The organism is Glutamicibacter sp. AOP38-B1-38, from assembly GCF_052377485.1.
Classification (GTDB): Bacteria; Actinomycetota; Actinomycetes; order Actinomycetales; family Micrococcaceae; genus Glutamicibacter.
This window is the reverse complement of sequence record NZ_JBQSWU010000010.1, coordinates 94508-114522: the sequence shown is the minus strand read 5'-3', so window position 1 is coordinate 114522 and position 20015 is coordinate 94508. Positions and strand designations below refer to the sequence as shown.

Here is a 20015-nt window from a genome sequence, read left to right as displayed (position 1 = left end):
AGAGCAGGTAGTTACGGTGCCGATTAGGTATCGATTCACACCCCAAGCGGGTAGTTAGATCTCTAGAGTTCAGCATGGGGAAAGTTTTAGATTCTGGGGGGGGGGAATCACCATGCTATTGAGCTCTATCGGCCATCTGCATAGCAGGAAAAAAGTTGCTGAATCCGTGGCACAACAGATTTCGTGTACGAATTTTGCCTCCGACGACAGCAGCATCAGCCACGGTGGTGTTGCGGCATCGTCCCGAGGCCATGAAGCGGAGTCGGTGGTACGCCAGTCGCGCACCATATTGGCGAGCCCCCCAGCTGCCACCGGCTCCTTGCCACGGGGCGCTACGCGACCGCAGGCACTGGCGCTCCGCGGTGCCGTCGTATTGGGGCTGGCGCTTTTCGGCATGACGGCTTGCACCATCCAGCCGGCGGAAACGCTGCGCTCACAACAGGCGCAAGCCGAAGCCTCACGGGCCGAACAGCAGCGCGCGCTGATTCCGCCAACGACTGCCTCCGGCGCACCGGAAACGGAAGCGACGAAAGCGCCGGCCAAGCAAACGCCGGCACCGAAAGATGCCGCGGAGCAACTTCAGCCAAGCACGGTGCCGACCGAAGAGCCCGAGTTCGAACCGAGCGAGCCATATGAGCATTCGGCCGTGGCCTATGAGGCCAAAGGCGATGGCTTGGCACCGGTTACGCGTGAAGGCAAGGAAGTCTCCGCGGATCAGAAGTTGCCAGTTTCCGAAAAACCTTCACAAGGCACCGGGACGTATTCTGACCGGCTCGAAGTTTCGGTGGATCTCAAGGACCAGGGAAAGGTTCAAAGCGAGGGGCCAGGCTACTTCACCGGCGCACCTTATGCGCTGTTCACCGTGACGGTCTCGAACCATGCCGAGCAGGAACTTGATCTTTCTCAGGTGCTCATCACCGCCGTCACTGCGCAGGGCGACATCGCCCAGCCGCTTTACGGAGAAATTGAAGCCTATGACTTCAGCGGCGTCCTGCCAGCCGGGGAGAGCCAAAAAACCGACTATGCCTTCATGATTCCGCAAAAGGCCGAGCGTCTGCAGCTGCACATCGATCTGGACGCAACTCATGAACCTATGATCTTCGACGCGACGATGGACAAGAAATGAGCGCGGCTTCCGCTCTCCTCGCGCGCTTGCGCGGTGTTGGCACGGCAACCATTGCCCAAGCCACGCAATCGGCTGCGGCTTTTACCGTGACGATGCTTGCCGCCAGGCTCCTCGGGCTCGAAGCGCTGGGCTTATTTTCCATCCTCTATGGCGCATTCATATTGGCCACGGGGATCGTCTCCGGGTTCGTGGGCGACTCGATGATGGTCCTGGACCGCTTCAGCTCGCGCATCCGGGCTGCGCTCGTTGGCTGGTTTGCCGTGCTCACCGTGCTGGTTGGCGCCGCCAGCTTCGGCTTCAGCCTGACCGGAACCGAATTCACCGTGGGTGCCGCGGCGCTGTACGCGCTGGCCTCGGTCAGCTACGTGGCGGAGGATCTGGTACGCCGAAACCACATGGCTACACTGACCTTCGGCCGCATCGCGATCATGGATTTGGCCGTGCTCTGCTGCACCGCGGCGGTGATCCTCGGGACTTACTGGCTGGGCACCATCCGGATAGAGTCCTTCCTCATCGCAATCATCACGGGGCAGATCGCAGGGCTGCTCGTGGGCTGGTTCACCCTCCCTGGCGCAGAGCGGCAACCGGTATCCGGCCCGGCGGCCTGGCGAGAAGTCGCGAACTACGGTTCCTGGCGGGCAGCGCTGCAGGGGCTGCGTCCGGGACAGCTGACGCTCACCCGGCTGCTGGTCGTCGCGGTGATCTCGATGACCGCGGCCGGGTCACTGGAAGCTGCCCGTATCTATGCGGCCCCCGCGATGCTTCTGGTTTCGGGAGTCTGCTCGTATTTATTCGCATCCATGGCACGAAACGTCTCCGAAAATTTCAAGCAGCAATTGCGCGTCACCGATCAAGCGGTGACGCGACTGGTGCTGACCACGGTGGCCTGCACCGTCATCGGCTTGCTGCTGCTGCCATGGGGCGGGCCGCTGATTACCGGGCATGAACTCTCAGGCATCGCGGTATCCGGGTGGCTGATCTACTCCATGGCCGTGGCCATGGCCACGCCTTACGGCTTGCTGGCTTCGGTGCTCGAAAAAGCCCGGGCAGTTTTTGTGGTGCGTCTTCTGGACAGCCTCTTGTCACTCGTTTTGGTGGCAGCAGTGGTGCTCGTCACCGGTGATTACCGGTGGGTTCCTTGGGCGGCAGCGCTCGGCGCGCTCGCCGGTGGCTATGCGATTCGCCGCTGGGTGCTCGGCGCCCTGGTTCGTGAAATGCAAGACTCGATGAGCAACAGGAAAGGAACCGAAGTGCCTCGTGAAGCCGGTCCAACTCCTGAGAAAGAGGATCGGTTCTCATGAAAACTCTTGTTCCTGCAAAGCACCGTGTGACTCGGGCATGGAAAATATTCTTGGCCATGTTCTCGGCGTTCGCGATGCTCACCGTAGGCTTGGTGGCGGTTCCGGCGGCTTTAGCGGCCGAACCGGAGGTAGAGCTGCCACAGACGGTGAGCTCGGACTTCATCGCGAGCCCGCAGCTCAATGGCGTCGCATGGGACCTTCGCGTGCGCGGCGACATTGCCTATGTGGTTGGCTCGTTTACCCGTGTGCGTCCCAGCGGTGTTGCCGCAGGCGGGGCTGGTGAGGTCGTCCGCAACAATGGGATGAACTTCAACATCACCACCGGGCAAATTCTTGATTGGAACCCGAACTTCAATGCTCCCGTGCTGGACATTGAATTCAGCCCCGACGGGAACATGTTCTATGCCGGCGGCCAGTTCAGCGCCGTGAGCGGACAGGCGCGGAGCAAGGTAGCGGCCTTTAATACGTCCAATGGTTCCCTGGCCTCCTTCAACGCCAGCGTGGGCGGAAGCGTCGAAACCCTGGCGGTGACCGGCGATGCCGTGTACATCGGTGGATCTTTTAATACCGTCTCCGGGCAGAGCCGGAAGAACCTGGCAAAACTCTCGCGCAGCGACGCAGGGCTGCAGAGCTGGGCTCCGGTGGTTGATGACATTGTGCATGGAGTGATCGCCACCGATTCCAGCGACAGGGTGATTGTCGGCGGACGCTTCCAGACGCTGAACGGTACGCCAAAAGTCGGCATTGGCGCGGTGCACAGCGACTCGGGAGAGATGCTGCCATGGAATTCGAATCCACTGCCGGCGCGAATCAGCGATAACCAACGCGCATGGGTTGTTGACTTGAAGCTAGAAGATGGAGTCATCTATGCGCCCAACAACGGCATGGGCTGGCACTGGTTCGACGGACGATTCGCGGCCTCATATGAAACAGGCGACCTGATCTGGTTGGACAACTGCTACGGTTCAACGTCCTCGGTCAGCGTGATGGGAGATATCCTCTATTCCACCCCGCACGCCCACGACTGCAGCTCGGTCAACGGCTTCCCGGAAGAAAATCCGATGATCTGGAAGCGCGCCCTGGCCGAGACGATCTACCCCACGGGCGTGGACCAGACGGCACCGTCAAATAATTCACCGGTGAGCAACCAGCCAATACCGACGTTGCTGCACTGGTACCCAGCAGTGAATACCGGCTTCTACACCGGCCAGTACCAAGGCGGCTGGGCCATGGACAACAACGGCGAATACCTGGTGATGGGTGGAGAGTTCACCCGGCTGAACAACACCAACCAGCAGGGTCTGGCGGTCTTCCCTAAGCGGTCCGACACACAGAACCGGCGTCCGGAATACACCCCGGAACTCAAGCCTTCGGTGATTTCCCAGGGCGCCGGAAACGTGCGCGTAGCCTGGCCGACCACGTGGGACTATGACGACGAGAAGCTCACCTATGAGGTGCTCCGCGACAATTCCCTGACCGCCTTGGATTCCCAGGACATGGAATCGATCTGGTGGAAGCAGGGCTCTCTGGGCTTCCGCGACAGCAGCGCGGAAGTTGGCAGCACCCACACCTACCGCATCAGGGTCAGCGACCCGGCCGGGAACAACTACATCGGCCCGCGCTCGGATGCGGTCACCGTGGAAAACGGCAGCGCGCATCCGCTCACCCAAGCCTTGCAGGATGCTGGAGCCGTGGATCACTATCCGTTGAATGAAACCTCGGGAACCGTCGCCTATGACCACCGCGGATTCGTCGACGCGGACGCCACCGAAGAACTGGCCCTCGGGCAGGAAGGAATCATCGAGTCGGACACCGCGGCCGGCTTCAACGGGCAAAGCCTGGCGACTCGAAGCACCACCCCGGCGCCGGACACCTTCTCCACCCAGGTCTGGTTCAACACCACCTCGACCAGCGGTGGCAAGCTGATCGGATTCGGCAGCAACCGGACCGGGAACTCAAGCAGCTATGACCGGCACGTCTGGATGGACAATTCAGGTAAATTGCACTTCGGTACCTGGCAAGGCTGGGCCGCACTGGTGTCTTCAACGGAAAGCTACAACGACGGGGAATGGCATCAAATGGTGGCAACCCTCGGCGCCGAGGGCATGACCTTGTCCGTCGATGGACTTCCAGTGGCGCAGCGCTCAGATGTCACCAGCGGGCAGATCTACACCGGCAACTGGCGCATCGGGCAGGACAACCTCAACGGCTGGCCAAACCAGCCCAGCAGCACCGCCTTCACCGGAAGCCTGGATGAGATTGCGATCTTTGATGCGCAGCTGGATGCCGAATCGATCCTGCAGCTATTCCAGGCGACCGGCCGCACCGCAGACGTTCCGGAACCACCGGCCGATGCCTATGGGCTGAGCGTTTATGGCGATGACCCTTCACTGTATTGGCGTTTGGATGAAACGAGCGGAGCCACAGCGCAGGACGCCACGATCTTCAAAATGGACGGAAACATCGACTCTTCGGTGAATCTGGCACAGCCAGGCATTCTAGAGCCCGGCAACGCCTTCGGCTTCGGCGCGGCAAATGCCGCGGTGGTGGCCGAAGCGCCGGTGAATAATCCGAATGTATTCACCACCGAAGCGTGGATTAAGACAACCACGGATCGGGGAGGCAAAATTGTCGGTTTCGGCAACGCGGCCTCCGGGCTGTCCTCCAGCTATGACCGGCATGTCTATATGCGAAATGACGGCACGCTGCTCTTTGGCACGTATTCGGGAGTGGAGAACGTGGCCACTACCACCGAAAGCTACAACGACGGCAATTGGCATCACGTGGCGGCATCCATGGACAGCGAAGGCATGAAGTTGTACGTGGATGGTGCCTTGAAGGCCACCAACCCGCAGACTACAGGCCAGAACTACAACGGTTTCTGGAGGATCGGCGGAGACCGGCTCTGGTCGGGAGCATCCTCGCAATGGTTTGACGGACTCATCGACGAGGTGGCCATCTACCCCCGCGCGCTGAGCGGCAGCGAAGTAGATGAGCATTATTCCCTCGTCGGCGCGCCGAATTCGGATCCCAGCGCCGCGTTTGAACACACCGCGCAAGGCCTGAACGTCCAATTTGACGCTTCGGGTTCTGCCGATACCGATGGCAGCATTACCGAATACGCGTGGGACTTCGGCGACGGCACCACCCAAGCGGCCAGCACCGAGGGAATCACCCATCTCTACGCCGAGGCAGGGGAGTACACCGTCACGCTGGTGGTCTCCGATGATCGTGGAGGCAGCGCCACCACGAGCCGCCAGGTAGCCGTTGAAGAACTGCCGCAGCCGCCGGTCGCGGTGATTGCGAGCGAGCAATCCGGGTTGAGCGTCTCGCTCAACGGCGGTGAATCCACGGATCCGGACGGCTCAATCACCGGCTGGCTGTGGGATCTGGGCGACGGGAGCGAGCCGCAAACCAGCGAAACCGTGAACCACACCTATGCCGAAGACGGAAGCTACACCGTGACGCTGACCGTCACCGATGACCAGGACCTGGAGCACACCGCCACCACCCAATTAGTGGTTGCCAACGCGGCACCGCAGGCGGCCATGCAGGTCAGCCTGGACGGGCTTGACCTGACGGTGGATGGCTCTGGCTCCTCAGATGCCGAAGCCGGCAGCCTGAGCTATGCCTGGGACTTTGGCGACGGCAACAGCGCCACCGGGGCCACCGCGGAGCATTCCTACACCAGCGAAGGGAACTACCAAGTGGAATTGGTGGTGACCGACGAGCATGGCGCAACCGATAGCACCACGCAGGAAGTCAGTGTCCAGCTAGCCAACGTGGCCCCGGAGGCCTTGTTCGACAGCACTATCGATGAACTGACGGTTCAATTCGATGCGTCGGCGTCCAATGACCCGGACGGAGAAATTCTCGAGTACGCCTGGGACTTCGGGGACGGCCAGACCGGCACCGGGCCAACCCCGGAGCACACCTACGCGACGACCGACGCCTACGGGGTGACCCTGGTGGTCACCGACAACGACGGCGCGACGCACAGCCTCACCTCGGTAGTGCAGGTATTCGCAGCCGAAGTACTGGATCCAACGGCCGCCTTTACCTCGACAACAGATGGGCTGGTGCTTTCGGTAGATGCCACGAGCTCTTCACCGCCGGAAGCCGGCGGCCCGATCACCGGTTATGCATGGGACTTCGGCGATTCGGCAAGCGCAGATACCGTCACCGCGACGCATACCTATGCGCAGCCCGGAACCTACGAGGTGAGCCTGACCGTTTACGCGGGGGAGCGGAGCAGCCAGATCACCCAGACCGTCAGCATCGGCGCGGTGCAAGGACCGAACCCGGAATTCAGCACGCAGCTGAACGGGCTGGCCCTGGAAGCTGATGCTTCGGCCAGCACTCCGGGAGACGCACCGATCGCCGAGTACCAGTGGGACTTCGGAGATGGCAGCACCGGTAGCGGGGAGCAAGCCAGCCACCGGTATGCCGAAGACGGAGAATTTACCGTCACGCTCACGCTGGTAGATGGCAATGCGGCTACGGCCAGTACCAGCAACACCATCAACGCCGCCAACGACCTGCCGGTTGCGGCCTTCAGCGCCACGGTCAATGCCTTGACTGTGGAACTGGATGCCTCGAATTCGGCGGATCCCAATGGCGCGCTGGAATCCTATGCCTGGACTTTCGGAGACGGGGCTGCCGGCAGCGGAGTGCACGCCACACATGAGTACGCCGAGGATGGCGAGTACGAAATCACCTTGACGGTCAGCGATGAGGACGGCGCAGAAAGCACCTTGACCCAGACGGTTCAGGTCGAAGGGGTCAGCACACCCCAGATACTCGCCCGTGATGATTTTGACCGTTCGGTCACCGACGGATGGGGATCCGCCGATCAGGGCGGAGCCTGGAGTACGAGCAGCAGCAATTCGAACTTCGCGGTGGGCAACGGCATCGGCCAGATCCGCATGGCCAGTCCGAGCAGCGGACCACGGATCTATCTGCCGGTGGAAACCCGGCAGTCCGAGCTGAGCGTGAAGATCGGCCAGGACAAGAACTCAACCGGTGGCGGCGTGTATCACTACGTGATGGTCCGCGACGTGGTCGGAGTCGGCAGTTACCGGCTGAAGCTGCGCACCCTGTCCAACGGGGACGTCGCTGGTACCTTCGAACGGGTCCTGAACGGATCGGCCAGCACGCTGACCGCGGAAACCGTGATTGGCCAGGTTGCCGGCGGAGCCGGCGAACAGCTGCAGGTGAAGATCCAGATCACCGGTTCGGCTGACACGACCCTGCGCGCGAAGGTCTACAACACCGGCGGCAGCGAACCAGGCGATTGGCAGATCATGGCCAATGATTCAAGCCCAGCACTGCAAACCGAGGGCCGTTTTGGCCTCGGCGTGTATCTATCCGGCTCGGCATCCAACGCGCCGATCGAGGGCTCCTTTGCCGATCTGCTCATTACGGAGGTGCCTTGACCATGAAGGGAAAGCGCCCGAAGCTCCTGCTGATCCATTCCTCGGATGAGCTCTACGGCAGCGACCGAATCCTGGTGGAAGTGGTCGATGCGCTGCGAGAGGACTTCGAGATCTTGGTGTGGCTGCCAACGGATCACCAAGACGGCAAACGGCGTCTGTTCCACCTGCTCCGTGAGCGGCAGGTGTCCGTTGAGCACGTGGATATGCCCATTCTGCGCCGGGCTCTGCTGAACCCGCGGGGGCTGGGCCGGATGCTGCGGCTCGCGCCGCGGATGCTCAAGCTGATCAGGGGGGCCCACGCGGATCAGGTGTACCTGATGACCAGTGCGTGCTTATTGCTGGCACCCCTGGCTCGGCTCGCTGGAGTGGCCAGGGCGACAGTGCATATCCAAGAGCCTTGGGGAAAGCGCGAATCGCTCATCTTGCGCCAATTGGCGCGCTTGACCCAACAACGCATCGCGATCTCTGAGATGGTGGCGCAAAGCACCGGATTCGCAGACCAAGACATCTGCGTGGTCAACAACGCGGTGGCGCGGCTGGACCGGGCAAACCCGCCACGGAAGCTGCAGCTTGAACGGGACGCGTTCGAACGCCCGAGCTACGTTGTGGCCAGCCGCTGGGCGGCGCACAAGGGCCACGAAACGTTACTGCGTGCGTGGGAGCAAGCCGATTGCCCCGGATTCTTGTATGTCCTGGGCTCCGCCCCGGACGGGCCGCACGGCGTGGACATTGCGGCACTGGTTAGCCGGCATGTATCCAGGCCGGAAACGGTGAAGATCATCGGGCAGGTCGACAATCCGCAAGATTGGTTTGAATCCGTTGATGCAATGATCCTTCCCACCGATACCGTCGAGGGATGCGGGCTTGTTCCTATTGAGGGATTCCGGCATGGGAAGGCGGCCATAGTCTCCGATTCAGGCGGTCCAGGAGAGGTGGTGAATCACGGAAAGGATGGGTGGATCTTTGCCACGCGAGATGTGCCAGCGCTGGCACAGATCCTGCGTAGCAGCACCAAGAACGACCTTTCGGCTTTGGGGGCCGAGGGACAGCGAAAGTACGAAGAAAAATACACACCCGAACGGTTCAAAGAAACCATGAGGGAAAAAATGTCGGGGGTTCTGCTGGGACGATAGGTCCGCAGAAACTCCGCAGGCAGGGTCAATGGGGGACTCAATGTTGCAAAATGCTGGGGGATACCGTTGGGCGTTGACGGAATTAAACCAACGCCAGAAAACGTCCAAGGGAGCGCCCGCGTATTCGCGGTACGTCAACCGTCCACTGGGGCGAAGGCTGGCAGCTCTGGCCTATCAATTGAACATGACTCCTAATGGAGTGACGGCGGTCAGCGCCTTGTGCACCTTTAGCGGCATTGCGCTGATAGCAGGCCTTGCGCCGAGCTGGCAGCAGGGAATCGGCGTGGCAGGGTTGCTGGTCCTGGGGTATGCCTTGGACTCGGCAGACGGGCAGCTAGCCAGGCTTCAAGACAGCGGCTCTCCGGCGGGCGAGTGGCTGGACCATGTGGTTGATTCGGTGAAGACCGCACTGCTGCATCTTGCGGTCTTGGTTAGTTTCTACCGTTTTACCGACCTTGACCAGCGCTGGTATCTGGTGGCTATGAGTTTTCAGGTAGTCGCCTGCGTGCAATTCTTCGCGATGATTCTCACCGATCAGTTGCGCCGGCTCAATCAAGGGACCAAAACGCATTTCTTGCGGGGTTCGGGAAAATCCTCACCGCTCTATTCGCTTGCGGTGCTGCCTACCGATTTTGGCTTGATGTGTTTGGTGCTGGGACTGATGTTCTGGCAGCCGGGTTTCCTTGCCATCTATTCGCTGTTGCTGATCGCGAACTTCTTGTTCATCGTGCTGGCACTGAGTAAGTGGTACCGGGAGGTGCGTTCCTTTGACTAAGAGTGCAGATGTCACGGTACCGTCCTCGGTTCCCACGCCCAGAAGGCCAATGCGCGAAATTTACCGCATGGATCCGCACTTTTCCACAGGAACGCAGGCCATGGAACTCAATGACTATTTGCGGGTGATTCGTACTCGTTGGGTATGGATTGTCTTGGCCACCGTGATTGGCGCTGCGGTGAGCCTTGGGATCACCTCGATGATGGCTCCGGTATACAAGTCCAAAGCCAGCCTCTTTATTCAAGTCGAATCTCCGGGAGACACCTCCTACGCGCGCAGCCAATTCGCCCTGCAGCGCGTGGGGTCATACCCGCAGTTGATTAACGACCCATTGCTGATTAACCAGGTAGTGGACGAGCTGGATCAAGAACTGGATTTTCAGACGGTCAAGTCATCGCTGATCGCCGCCAACCCGAGCGAGACCGTCCTTGTTTCGGTCACCGGTCAAGCCGCCGATCCACGGCAAGCCGCGGATCTGGCCAACGTTGCCGCTTCGGTGCTCGCCAAGAATATTGAGAAGCTGGAAAACGTCAATCCGAAGGAACTGACGGTTACCGCTCAGCTTTCGGTTCGCGCCACCCCACCGATCGATACAATCTCACCACGCAAGTCACTGAATTTGGCTTTGGGACTGGTAACCGGGTTGAGTTTCGGACTGCTGCTGGCGATATTGGTGGACCGGATCGATCCACGGATCTTGCGGGTCAAGGACACCGAGAGGATCATCAAACTTCCCGTATTGGGGGATGTCTGCCGCGAACAAGGCCACGGCCAGCACGGCAATCGACGAAAAGCGAATGGCTATCGCCAGCTGATTTCAAATGTGCTGCTTGCCAACGACGGACACCTGCCGCAAAGGATCCTGGTGCTCAGCGCCAACAAGAATTCCGAATTTGATGCCGAGCAATTTGCGACAGCTCTAGCCAGCATGGGGAAAAAGGCGGTAGTGATCTACGGAGACGAGCAAGAGTTCGCTCAGCGGGATGATGTGCTGAGTGAATTTGGAGTGACGGAGGTTTTGACAGGCCAGGCGAGTCTGAACACCGCCGTGCAAGTCCACCATGAGATTCCCATGGGTGTGCTTCCAGCTGGTGCGAAACAGCCTTCACTGCGGAAGTTTGATGTGGTCTCGCAATTGGAATCTTTGATCTCGGAGTTGGAAGCGTCCTATGACGTCGTGATCGTGATGACAACCATGAATACCGAACCGATCGATGGAGCCGCGGTGGCGTTGCATTGTGATTGCGTGTTGGTCACTGCAAAGCTGAAGAAAACAACCTACGGCAAGCTCAAGGCGGTCATTGAAGATCTCACTGCGGTGCGGGCCGGGGCTACCGGACTGGTGATGACACGGCACACGGCAGGTGGCTTGCGATGGCTCAATCGATAGTCTCGCGTAGCTCCATCACGGCGCAGTGGCGATCCTTAGGCTCCACCGCTTCCAGGCCGGGCGGTGATTCTGCGGATCCGGGTGTATTCCACCTGATCGGTATCTGCTTTCTCAGCGTGGGTTGCGTTGTCGCGTGGAGGCAAGGAGCATTCTTCACCGGAGGGCTGGACCCGGTGGTGGCGCTCAAGGCCTTGATGCAAACCGTCGCCTTGGGCTGGGCTTGGTTGGTCTCCAAACGCCATGGGGTTCGGTACCCGTTGGGCATTCGCAGCTTGAACTTCTTGTTCTTGATCTTGCTGATCAGTGTGCTTGGTGCCTTTGCCGGTGGTAACCTCATGGCCTCGGCAGTCATTGCAGTGCGCATTTTCATGATGGCGCTGACCATCGTCTTGGTGATGCGTTCATTTTCTACCGCGCAAACCCTGCTGGCGCTGTGTTTATGCTTGGCTATTATCGGTGTGGTCAGTTCTTTCAGTGGACTGGCGCTGGGCGGAGGTGCGCGTCTGTCAGGCGGGATCCCGCCACTGAGCCCCAATGAGATCTCACTGCTCGCTGGCCTCCCGGCCTTGGTGCTTTTGCATGAGGGCTTGCGGGCACGAATCCACTGGTGGCATTTAGTGCTGCTGGCGCTACTGGTGGGCCTGCTATTTCTCTCCGAATCGCGTACCGCATTGATCGGGGCAGCCGCAGCGGCCGGCATCATGCTACTGCTGGTGAGACGGTTTCCCATTCAAACGGTAATTACCGCGCTGGTGGGGATACCGGTGATGCTCTATATCGCGTTGCTGACACCGGCTTTGCGTAATATCGTGCTGCGCGATGACAGCGCTTCGCTGATGACCCTGAATTCGCGAACTATCAGCTGGTCAGTGGTGCTGAACTATCCCTGGGACTCGTGGGAGCGCTGGATCGGTTCGGGGCTCAGCATGAAAACTATTGAAGTTGAAGGCCAGTACTGGGAAGAACAGGTGTTCGACTCGTCATGGATCTCGTTGCTGGCGCAGAGCGGGATTGCAGGAGCGGCGATAGCGGTATTTTGGGTCTTGAGCTGCGTGATGATGGTTTTGTCAACGGCCAAACTCCGCACGCTGTTTCTTCCCCTGCTGACATTCGTCTTGGTTCGTTCATTTATGGAGAATGGGCTGATCGACGCCGGGGCGATGTTCCTTGTATTTTTTGTCCTTTCGCTGAGCCTTGAACGGCCCAGTATCGCTCAAAGCCTTGATTGGCAACAGTGCGGGACCTTGAATCTCAGAGAGAGCCCAGCGCGAGAGATGCGGTAAAAGCAACATGGTGGCGGATCCAGAGAGATGGATCCGCCACCAAAGCATGTGGGGGAGTACTTCGCTTAGCGCGAGTACGCTCCCAAACGCTTGCTTCCGGCATTTTCTTCGATGAGTGAGGCAATCGATGAAGGCAGCACCGTAGCACTGCTTGCCTTACCGGTGACTGCTGACGTTGGCTGGTGGTCGCTATTGAGCACCGTTGACGCAGTTACCTCGAACGAGGAAACATCTTGTCCCTCGGCTTGCTGGAATGCTGCCAAAGTAGTGTAGACCGAAGGGTTGGCTGCGGCATTGGACCAGACCGATGACCAGCGAGGGTTTGTGCTGCCGGTGCGGTGATAGGCGTTGGAATCCAAAGTGATCTTCATTTGCTCTGCGGTGAGCTGCTTGGAATAGTCTTCAACCGCCACGATGGCGTTGCCGCCGCCGGTGTTGGACAGCACGTTATTCTTCACGGTCACGTTCTTGATCACCCACGGCATGGTGGAGTCCGGGAATGACTGGCGCGGGTCATGGCCCGCGTCTGACTTGTTTGCGCCGCGACGTGTGTCCTGCACGATGTTCAACACGCGGTTCTTCCCGCTAATAGTGTTGTTCCAAATGGCTACGTCATTGGTGTTGTTCAGCTTAATGCCGTTTCCGCCATTGTCGATGATCCGGTTGTTCGCCACGGTGGCCTTAGCGGAGATCTCCAGGGATAGGCCATGACCGGTGTTGCTGATCAGGTCGTTGTTCAGAATCATTGAATTGTAGACCGACTCATCAATCCACAGACCCGGACCATAATTGTTCTTCATCACGGAATCGGTCACCGCGATGTTGCGCGAACGGGTGATTTTCAAACCACCGGAGACCGGTGAAGAGTTGAACTTCTCCACGTTGTTCGATGACGCATTCAGCTTGCTCACCTTGAGGCCGTCGGCATACACGGCGTTCATGCCCAACATGCCTGAGCGCTGAATCGAGACATTTGAGATTTGGTTGTTGACTGCGCTCACGTTGATGCCGGTGGTCGCCGAATCTTCCACCGTCAGGTTCTTCAGCGTGATTCCCGGCTTCTCTGCCGTGACCGCTCCCATGTCAGGGACGGAGGGCGCAAACTTGCGCACATTGATCCCGTCGACGCTCGAACCATCGGCCCGAATGCTCAGGGCTTTTACTAGCGTGCTCGCCTGCACTCGCTTGCCTTCGGGATTTGTTCCCAAGGTGAGTTTGTTTCCGGCCTTATCGACGTGAAAGGATCCGGGCTCCACCGAGGCAAGGGATTTGACCTGCTTTTGACGCACCCCATCGATCCAGACCTGTTCGGGATGAGCGGCCATTGGATAGCTGTCGTTGACGAATCCCCAGGCTTCTTGCGTATTGTCCTCGGCACCGCGCGTGTATGTCGGTGAAGAGTCGAAATCATACTTCCAGGCGGTGCTGTATCCGTTGGAATTGCTGGTGAACCCGTTCAAGGTGGACGAACCATCCAGCCAAACTTTTTCACCCGGGTAGTTGCTCAGGTGCAGTTTCTTGCCCGCAGGTATTTTCAGGGATTCGTGGTAGCTTCCAGCACGAACCACGATGCTCTGTCCTGCATCGGCTTGAGCGACTGCAGCACCAATGCTGCCTAGCGGGGACTGCAGGGTTCCTGCGGCACCGGAGCTGCCCTCGGGGGATACATACAGGGCGCCAGCCGGGAGGTTCTGCTCGGGGCTAGGAGTCGGCGTCGGCGTTGGTGTGGGCTTCGGCGACTCGGTCTCCTGCGTCGGAGGGATGTCAGCTTCCAGCGGCTTCGCCTCAGCAAGAGGCAGGTCAAGCTCCAATGGCTGCGCCTCGGCGACATCCAGTTCTGAAGCCGAGGCTGCACGCAGATTGTCTACGTGGATTCCCGCTGATTTGCTGGCCGCTGCCGAAAGATACCCGCCGATACGCAGGCTGCCAGCGGTAGAAATTACCGACGCGCCACTCTGCGTGGCCTCGATCTGCCACTGCGGAACGGAATCACCAGCGTAGGCACGTGCCTTGAGCGTTGGGGCCTTTGCTCCGGTTACCTCGAATTCAATTCGATAGGCCTTGCCGACGGTCGCTTTCGACGCAATGAGGTGTGAGTCGATCACGGTCTTCTTGCCGGCGATGGTCTTCGAGACCTCGAGGGTGAGCTTGCCCGAAGAGGTCAATCGCAGCGAAGATTCGTAGCGCGAGTCGCCCGAGTGACGGAGCCCCAAATGCGCGTAGACGGAGCCTGACTGCGGGAGGGAATCAAAAGAAACATCAAACCGTGCAGAGACATTCGCTTCCTGCAACGGGCTGGTGGCGTAGCTGTTTTTCCCTGGCAGGATCTTCATGGCACCGACGCCTTGAGAGATTGAGAAGCGGTTGGCTGCGTTCAGCGTATAGGGCGACCCGACGTTGGGTGTGCCCCACCCGGAATCGCGCGACCTGTCCATGGAGTCAACCAGGAAATTCGTCGCTGCGCTCGCCGGAGTCGCAGAGTTCGGGAGAGGCGCCAGTTGAAAGCTGGTCGCCAGTAGGGCGCCTAGAGTGGTGGCGACCGCAACATGTCGCAGAGCCTGAAAGTTCGAGGCCGGACGTTCGGTTTTGTTCGTGGGGGATTGGTTAAAAGGGGGACGCAACAAAGAATATTCCTCGTTGTGCCCGCCGCGCTCCCCAGCAAATCGACGTGGCACCTGATCGGTGTGTATAGACGTGTAAAAACGCAGATTCGCGCAAAACCTGCAGTTACGAGTCTGCCACGGTAAGTATCGTTATGTAAATGTGACATTCGTCCGTTGGGCCAAAAATACCCCTAGATTTCGCCGATCAAATGCACTAACTGACGCTCTAGAGTAGCCGTGCAAGTATTCGCGAACCGAAATGAGTAGTGCATTACCCATGTGTCCGAGTAAAACGAACCATAGTATCGGAACCTAGATCAGCGCACAGATTGACGCGGATTGTGGTGCATGCGTGGGGACGCAACATCACATTATTTCCGCGTTGGGGGAACTTGTGCTGAATAGGCATGACTATGGGGGAATGCAATGCTGGGCTCGAAGCGCCACGAAAATGATTCGTCGCTAAGAATTTCACTGATCGGTACTCGGGGAGTGCCGGCCAGGTATGGCGGATTTGAAACCGCTATCGAAGAAGTCGGTCGCCGGCTGGTGCAACGTGGGCATACGGTCACCGTGTACTGCCGCGGTGTTGAACCTGACGATCGAGAATCCAAGTACCTAGGCATGGAGCTTGTGCATTTACCTGCGTTGAAGAAGCGCAGCTTGGAAACCTTGAGCCACACTGCATTGTCAGTCGGGCACGCGATGTTCAATCGTCCACAAGCGGCCTTGGTGTTCAACGCAGCAAATTCTCCGCTGCTGCCACTTTTGCGCATGGCTCAAATTCCGCTGGCGACCCACGTAGATGGTCTGGAATGGAAACGCGCCAAATGGGGTCCCATTGGACGGCGCTACTACTTGATCTGTGAACGCTTGGCCGTCTGGTGGTCTCATGCATTGATCGCAGACGCCAGCGGGATTGCCGATTACTACACGGAGAAATTCGCCGCTGAAACGAGGCTGATCACCTATGGGGCACCGGTCATTGCAGATAAACCAGCACAGCGAATTGCAGAGCTTGGCCTGGTATCCAAGCAGTATCATGTCGTGGTTGCACGTTTTGAGCCGGAGAACCATGTAGAGATGATCGTCCGTGGTTATGCGCAATCCGGGGCCAAACTTCCTCTGGTGGTCATCGGCTCCGCACCATATGCGGAGGAATATACCCAACAGGTCCATGCTGCCGCCAATGATCAAGTTTTATTCCTTGGCGGAATATGGGATCAGGAACTGCTGGACGAGCTTTACGCCCAAGCATTGGTCTATTGGCATGGCCATTCGGTGGGAGGCACCAATCCTTCCTTGCTGCGAGCCATCGGTGCAGGCACCGCGGTGAACGCATTCGATGTGAACTTCAATAGGGAAGTTCTCCTCGATTCCGGCAAGTTCTTCGCCAACTCGGCTCAGGCCGCCGGGCTGTTCAATGAAGCCGAAGCAGACCAGGACGATATCCAACATCGTGCTGGCCGCGCCAGGCAGCGAGCCAAGGCTTATGACTGGGATGTGGTGACGGATGCCTATGAGTCGCTTTGCATGGACCTCGCTGGCGTTGGCAAGAAATCCGTCCAGGCCAAAGGCAGAAGAGCTGGGGCCTCCGGGAAGTCCCGACTGCCCGTGCGCTGATTTTTAGCTTCGATGGCCACGCGAACCATCGGATGAGGCCGCAGTATTGACAAGCAGAAAATGATTGCACGCAAAGTTTCTTGGGGGAACAATCATGATCATCGGTTACGCAGCAGGTGCCTTCGACTTATTCCACGTCGGTCATCTCAATATCTTGCGTCAGGCAAAATCTCGCTGTGACTTTCTCATCGCTGGCGTAGTTTGCGATGAACGAGTCGAGTTGGCCAAGGGGTATCGGCCGGTCATTCCGACGCGAGAACGCGCGGAAATCGTTGAGAACATTTCATACGTGGACAAGGTGTTTATCGAAACGAGCGAAAACAGGCTCGATACGTGGGCCGAAGTCGAGTTTGATGTGTTCTTCAAGGGAGACGACTGGAAGGGAACCACCAAAGGCCGAGAACTCGAACGACTCTTTTCGACGGTGGGTGTCCGAGTCGAATATTTCCCTTACACGATGCATACGTCGAGCACGAAGCTTCGCACGGTATTGGACACGCTATCTGGTGCGTTGCCAGGCGCCGTGAAGGCTTGATTTATTGCAAGCAGTCCTATGGACGGGGTCGAAGTTGGATGAATGGGCCACGCCTTGCGTTTGTGAAAGGAAAACATCGAGGAACCATGAATTAAATCGGGTAATTCAATACTGTTTTGTGAAATGTGGGCCCATCTCGTTGGCTGGGCTATAGACTAAGTTGTTAGTTCGCGTAGGAAATTCTTTGGGGGAATTTCCAATCAGTACAGCGCGGGTTCTTTGGGGGAACAAGTGAAAACTGCAGGAAAAATTGGGGATAACTCGTACGCGGAAGCACTTGCCGGCAAGACTTCGGTTTCTTCCGTTGTTGAATGGATGGCAGAGCGACTGCAAGGTGCACTCGCAGCGCCAGGGGCTTGCGGCGCCGTAATAAAAATGGGCGTGCATGCGCAGTATCAAAGGCACATAGATCAGGCCATTGATCACCTGCCTGGGTCGCCAGAGGCGGTTCGAGTCTCGTGCAGCAAATTTTCGCAAAAATTGGGCCTCGGAGCTCTCTTATTCTTGGTCTCTGGCAGCTCCGCCACCGACTTGAGCAGCGACACCGAGGTATTTCATGCGCTCAAGAGACGATTCAGCGCCCAAGCCACGCTGACGCCAATCACTGTGGTCGCGGAACATGCACACCTGATGGATACGCGCAGCGAACGTGTACTCAGCCGATTGGTGGCTTCCGGAACTATCAAACTCTTACTTCTCACCAATCACGCTGAGCATCTTGGCCCTACCTTTAGGTCGCTTTCACGACAGCAAAAGCTGCCGGTATTCAACGAATACTTGACCGGCAGCGTTGAGCTTGGCGACTACCTCGAACGACGCTTGGGAACACGCACGTCGCCCAGCATTGCGGCGCACTACTGGGCCGCAACCAGGGGTTCTCTGGACCGGCTCGCATTCATTGTCGAATGCGACTTGGCCGCGCAGCGGCTAAGCCTCGAAAACGGTTGTTGGGTTCTGGACCCAGCACGGTCGCAAGAATCCTTGCAAGATCGGTCAAATTCCGATGAGTTTGTACAGCTTGGGAGCAAGGAACGCGAATTGCTGGTCCGGATTGCCGGTCAACGCTATCTGTTGGCCAGCGATGTGGCACGGGACAAAGAGAGCGCAAATTCCTTGGCGCGGCTATTTATGCTTGGGCTGGTAGAGAATATGGCAGCCGGACGCATAGGCCTCAAAACTCCCTCCCGGCAACAGCTTATTGCGAACCAGCGCCCGGTGCATTACGGAATGCCAGTCGGCGAGACCGGGCATTGCCCAGTTTCATATGAGATCGAAAGGATTGCCGCGGGACACCACCTGGACGCCATCAAGAATTTGGAAAGTACTACCTACGATTCCCGGCATCAATGCGATGTTCAAGACTGCCAGTGCATCCGTGACCTTGCTGTCTATTGCGCCAAATTGGATATTGATGATGTTTCGGGAGCACAAGCAACCCTGGATCGGACGTTTGGTGCTCAGGCTGTCCACGGGAGAGCTGCTCAGATAGCAGCTTCCGAATTAGATGTGCAGCAGTGGTATCTCGATTTACGCGCCGGAAAAATACCACAGGTTACTTTCAACGATGACTCCGCAGCAGGCATCCTAGCCTGTCTTCACGATGCGCGGTGGAAAGATGAATCAACACGGATCATCGGTGTGCTTTGCGTTGCCTACAACTGGCAGCATCGTGGACTGTCCACCGGAAGCAAGCGCTTGGTGCGTTGGGCACTTGAGGCGTTTGAAGGAAGCCAATTTTTCCTCCGTGATGAACGCGCCACTTTGTGGATGCCGCATATTGTGTTGCTACTGAGCTACTTATCCCTGTGCCACCAAGACTGGCGCTCGATGGACCGTGTCGATGAACTACTTGCTCGTGCCGAACATACTGATGAGACCGCCTCCGGATTTGCGGCATATTTCGGTGCATTGCGATTGCTGAACCACGGTGAAATCCAGAAGTCCCGAGATATCTTCTCAGTGCTCTTCACTCCAGAGCGAGGGACCGTTCCGCCGAAGATGTGGGACTCCTATCGAGAGGTTGAAAGAGTGCTTCTCGCAATGGACGGACATTTGCTGAGCAAGGAAATAGCCGTCGCTAGCGTTGATCATGATTTTGATACAACGACCGTGATTCGATGGAATGCCGCATACACCCGCCTGCTGCAACGTGCTTTTCAGGAGCCGGAAGAATCCTTAACTGCTGATCTCCACGAGTACACCGATCGCCTGCTTGCGAATGGCCAAATTTTCTCAGCTACGCAAGCTGCAGCCCTCTGCTTGAGCCTAGGTCGGCCCGTGCAAAAAGCACACATGCAGCACATTGCGAATACGGGGGATAACGACTACGTCCACGCGCTTCAACTGCTCAATAACGCCATCGAGTCCGCCGACGAAAATGCAGTTGTTGAGTTCTCTTGCGACTTAGCCAGTCGAGGTCTTTATTTTCACGCCGCGCTGCCTCTGCAACGAATCGACAAAGGCAAAACGGTGCTCCGCCGTAAACTCCAACGTAGTATCGTGAGCCTCGCCGCCGCTCGAAAAGATCAACCGGTCGGGGTACACAAGCGGCAGAACGCAGCAGTGAGCAGCGGGGAGCACGATCAGTGGTGCGCACCGCTGACCAGTCGTGAGCGCAGCGTTGCGGTGATGGCTGCGAAAGGTTTGAGAAATGCCGAATTGGCAGAACATTTTGGCATTTCTGTACGCACCATCGAGGGGCACCTCTATCAGATCCAAGTCAAGCTGAACCTGAGAAATCGTCGAGAGCTTCGTGAACTTGTGGCCAATGAACCCCAGGGGAGGTTCAAATGACGTGCCCTGCCTACGCAG

At 58.2% G+C, this 20015-nt stretch carries 11 protein-coding genes; 10 read left to right on the top strand and 1 reads right to left on the bottom strand.

All coding sequences use genetic code 11. From position 1 onward, the window contains the following. Positions 1 to 166 precede the first annotated feature (166 nt). The 7 genes from ACT3TP_RS07820 to ACT3TP_RS07790 all read left to right on the top strand — a co-directional run bounded on the left by ACT3TP_RS07820 (position 167) and on the right by ACT3TP_RS07790 (position 12443). The gene (locus ACT3TP_RS07820; RefSeq protein WP_444620254.1) at positions 167 to 1126 is read left to right on the top strand and encodes a hypothetical protein; all 960 of its coding nucleotides are present in this window, start codon (positions 167 to 169) and stop codon (positions 1124 to 1126) included. Beyond that, complete coding sequence (locus ACT3TP_RS07815) at positions 1123 to 2427, top strand: hypothetical protein (protein ID WP_444620252.1); 1305 nt, start codon at positions 1123 to 1125, stop codon at positions 2425 to 2427. The genes ACT3TP_RS07820 and ACT3TP_RS07815 overlap by 4 nt, the downstream gene beginning before the upstream one ends. Then, positions 2424 to 7862 (top strand): PKD domain-containing protein, encoded by a 5439-nt coding sequence (locus ACT3TP_RS07810; protein ID WP_444620250.1) that lies wholly within the window; start codon positions 2424 to 2426, stop codon positions 7860 to 7862. The genes ACT3TP_RS07815 and ACT3TP_RS07810 overlap by 4 nt, the downstream gene beginning before the upstream one ends. Before the next feature lie 2 nt (positions 7863 to 7864). Further along, positions 7865 to 8995, top strand: coding sequence for a glycosyltransferase family 4 protein (locus ACT3TP_RS07805; RefSeq protein WP_444620248.1), 1131 nt, complete (start codon positions 7865 to 7867; stop codon positions 8993 to 8995). Between the two features lie 184 nt (positions 8996 to 9179). Next, positions 9180 to 9770 (top strand): CDP-alcohol phosphatidyltransferase family protein, encoded by a 591-nt coding sequence (locus ACT3TP_RS07800; RefSeq protein ID WP_444620246.1) that lies wholly within the window; start codon positions 9180 to 9182, stop codon positions 9768 to 9770. Positions 9771 to 9870: 100 nt separating this feature from the next. Continuing rightward, positions 9871 to 11160: a Wzz/FepE/Etk N-terminal domain-containing protein gene (locus tag ACT3TP_RS07795; protein ID WP_444620244.1), complete on the top strand. Its 1290-nt coding sequence runs from the start codon at positions 9871 to 9873 to the stop codon at positions 11158 to 11160. A 287-nt stretch (positions 11161 to 11447) separates the two neighbouring features. Beyond that, on the top strand, positions 11448 to 12443 hold the full coding sequence (locus ACT3TP_RS07790) for an O-antigen ligase family protein (protein WP_444620242.1): 996 nt from the start codon (positions 11448 to 11450) through the stop codon (positions 12441 to 12443). Between the two features lie 65 nt (positions 12444 to 12508). Here ACT3TP_RS07790 and ACT3TP_RS07785 read toward each other — a convergent pair whose 3' ends face one another. Next, on the bottom strand, positions 12509 to 14878 hold the full coding sequence (locus tag ACT3TP_RS07785) for a right-handed parallel beta-helix repeat-containing protein (RefSeq protein WP_444620240.1): 2370 nt from the start codon (positions 14876 to 14878) through the stop codon (positions 12509 to 12511). Between the two features lie 594 nt (positions 14879 to 15472). Between ACT3TP_RS07785 and ACT3TP_RS07780 the strand changes: the two genes are divergently transcribed. The 3 genes from ACT3TP_RS07780 (at position 15473) to ACT3TP_RS07770 (ending at position 19997) form a co-directional block, all read left to right on the top strand. Continuing rightward, complete coding sequence (locus ACT3TP_RS07780; RefSeq protein WP_444620238.1) at positions 15473 to 16669, top strand: DUF1972 domain-containing protein; 1197 nt, start codon at positions 15473 to 15475, stop codon at positions 16667 to 16669. 94 nt (positions 16670 to 16763) lie between these two features. Beyond that, positions 16764 to 17204 carry an adenylyltransferase/cytidyltransferase family protein gene (locus tag ACT3TP_RS07775; RefSeq protein WP_444620236.1) on the top strand — a complete coding sequence of 147 codons (441 nt, stop codon included), beginning with the start codon at positions 16764 to 16766 and terminating at the stop codon, positions 17202 to 17204. 231 nt (positions 17205 to 17435) lie between these two features. Continuing rightward, positions 17436 to 19997 carry a helix-turn-helix transcriptional regulator gene (locus tag ACT3TP_RS07770; protein WP_444620234.1) on the top strand — a complete coding sequence of 854 codons (2562 nt, stop codon included), beginning with the start codon at positions 17436 to 17438 and terminating at the stop codon, positions 19995 to 19997. The last annotated feature ends 18 nt before the right edge of the window (positions 19998 to 20015 follow it).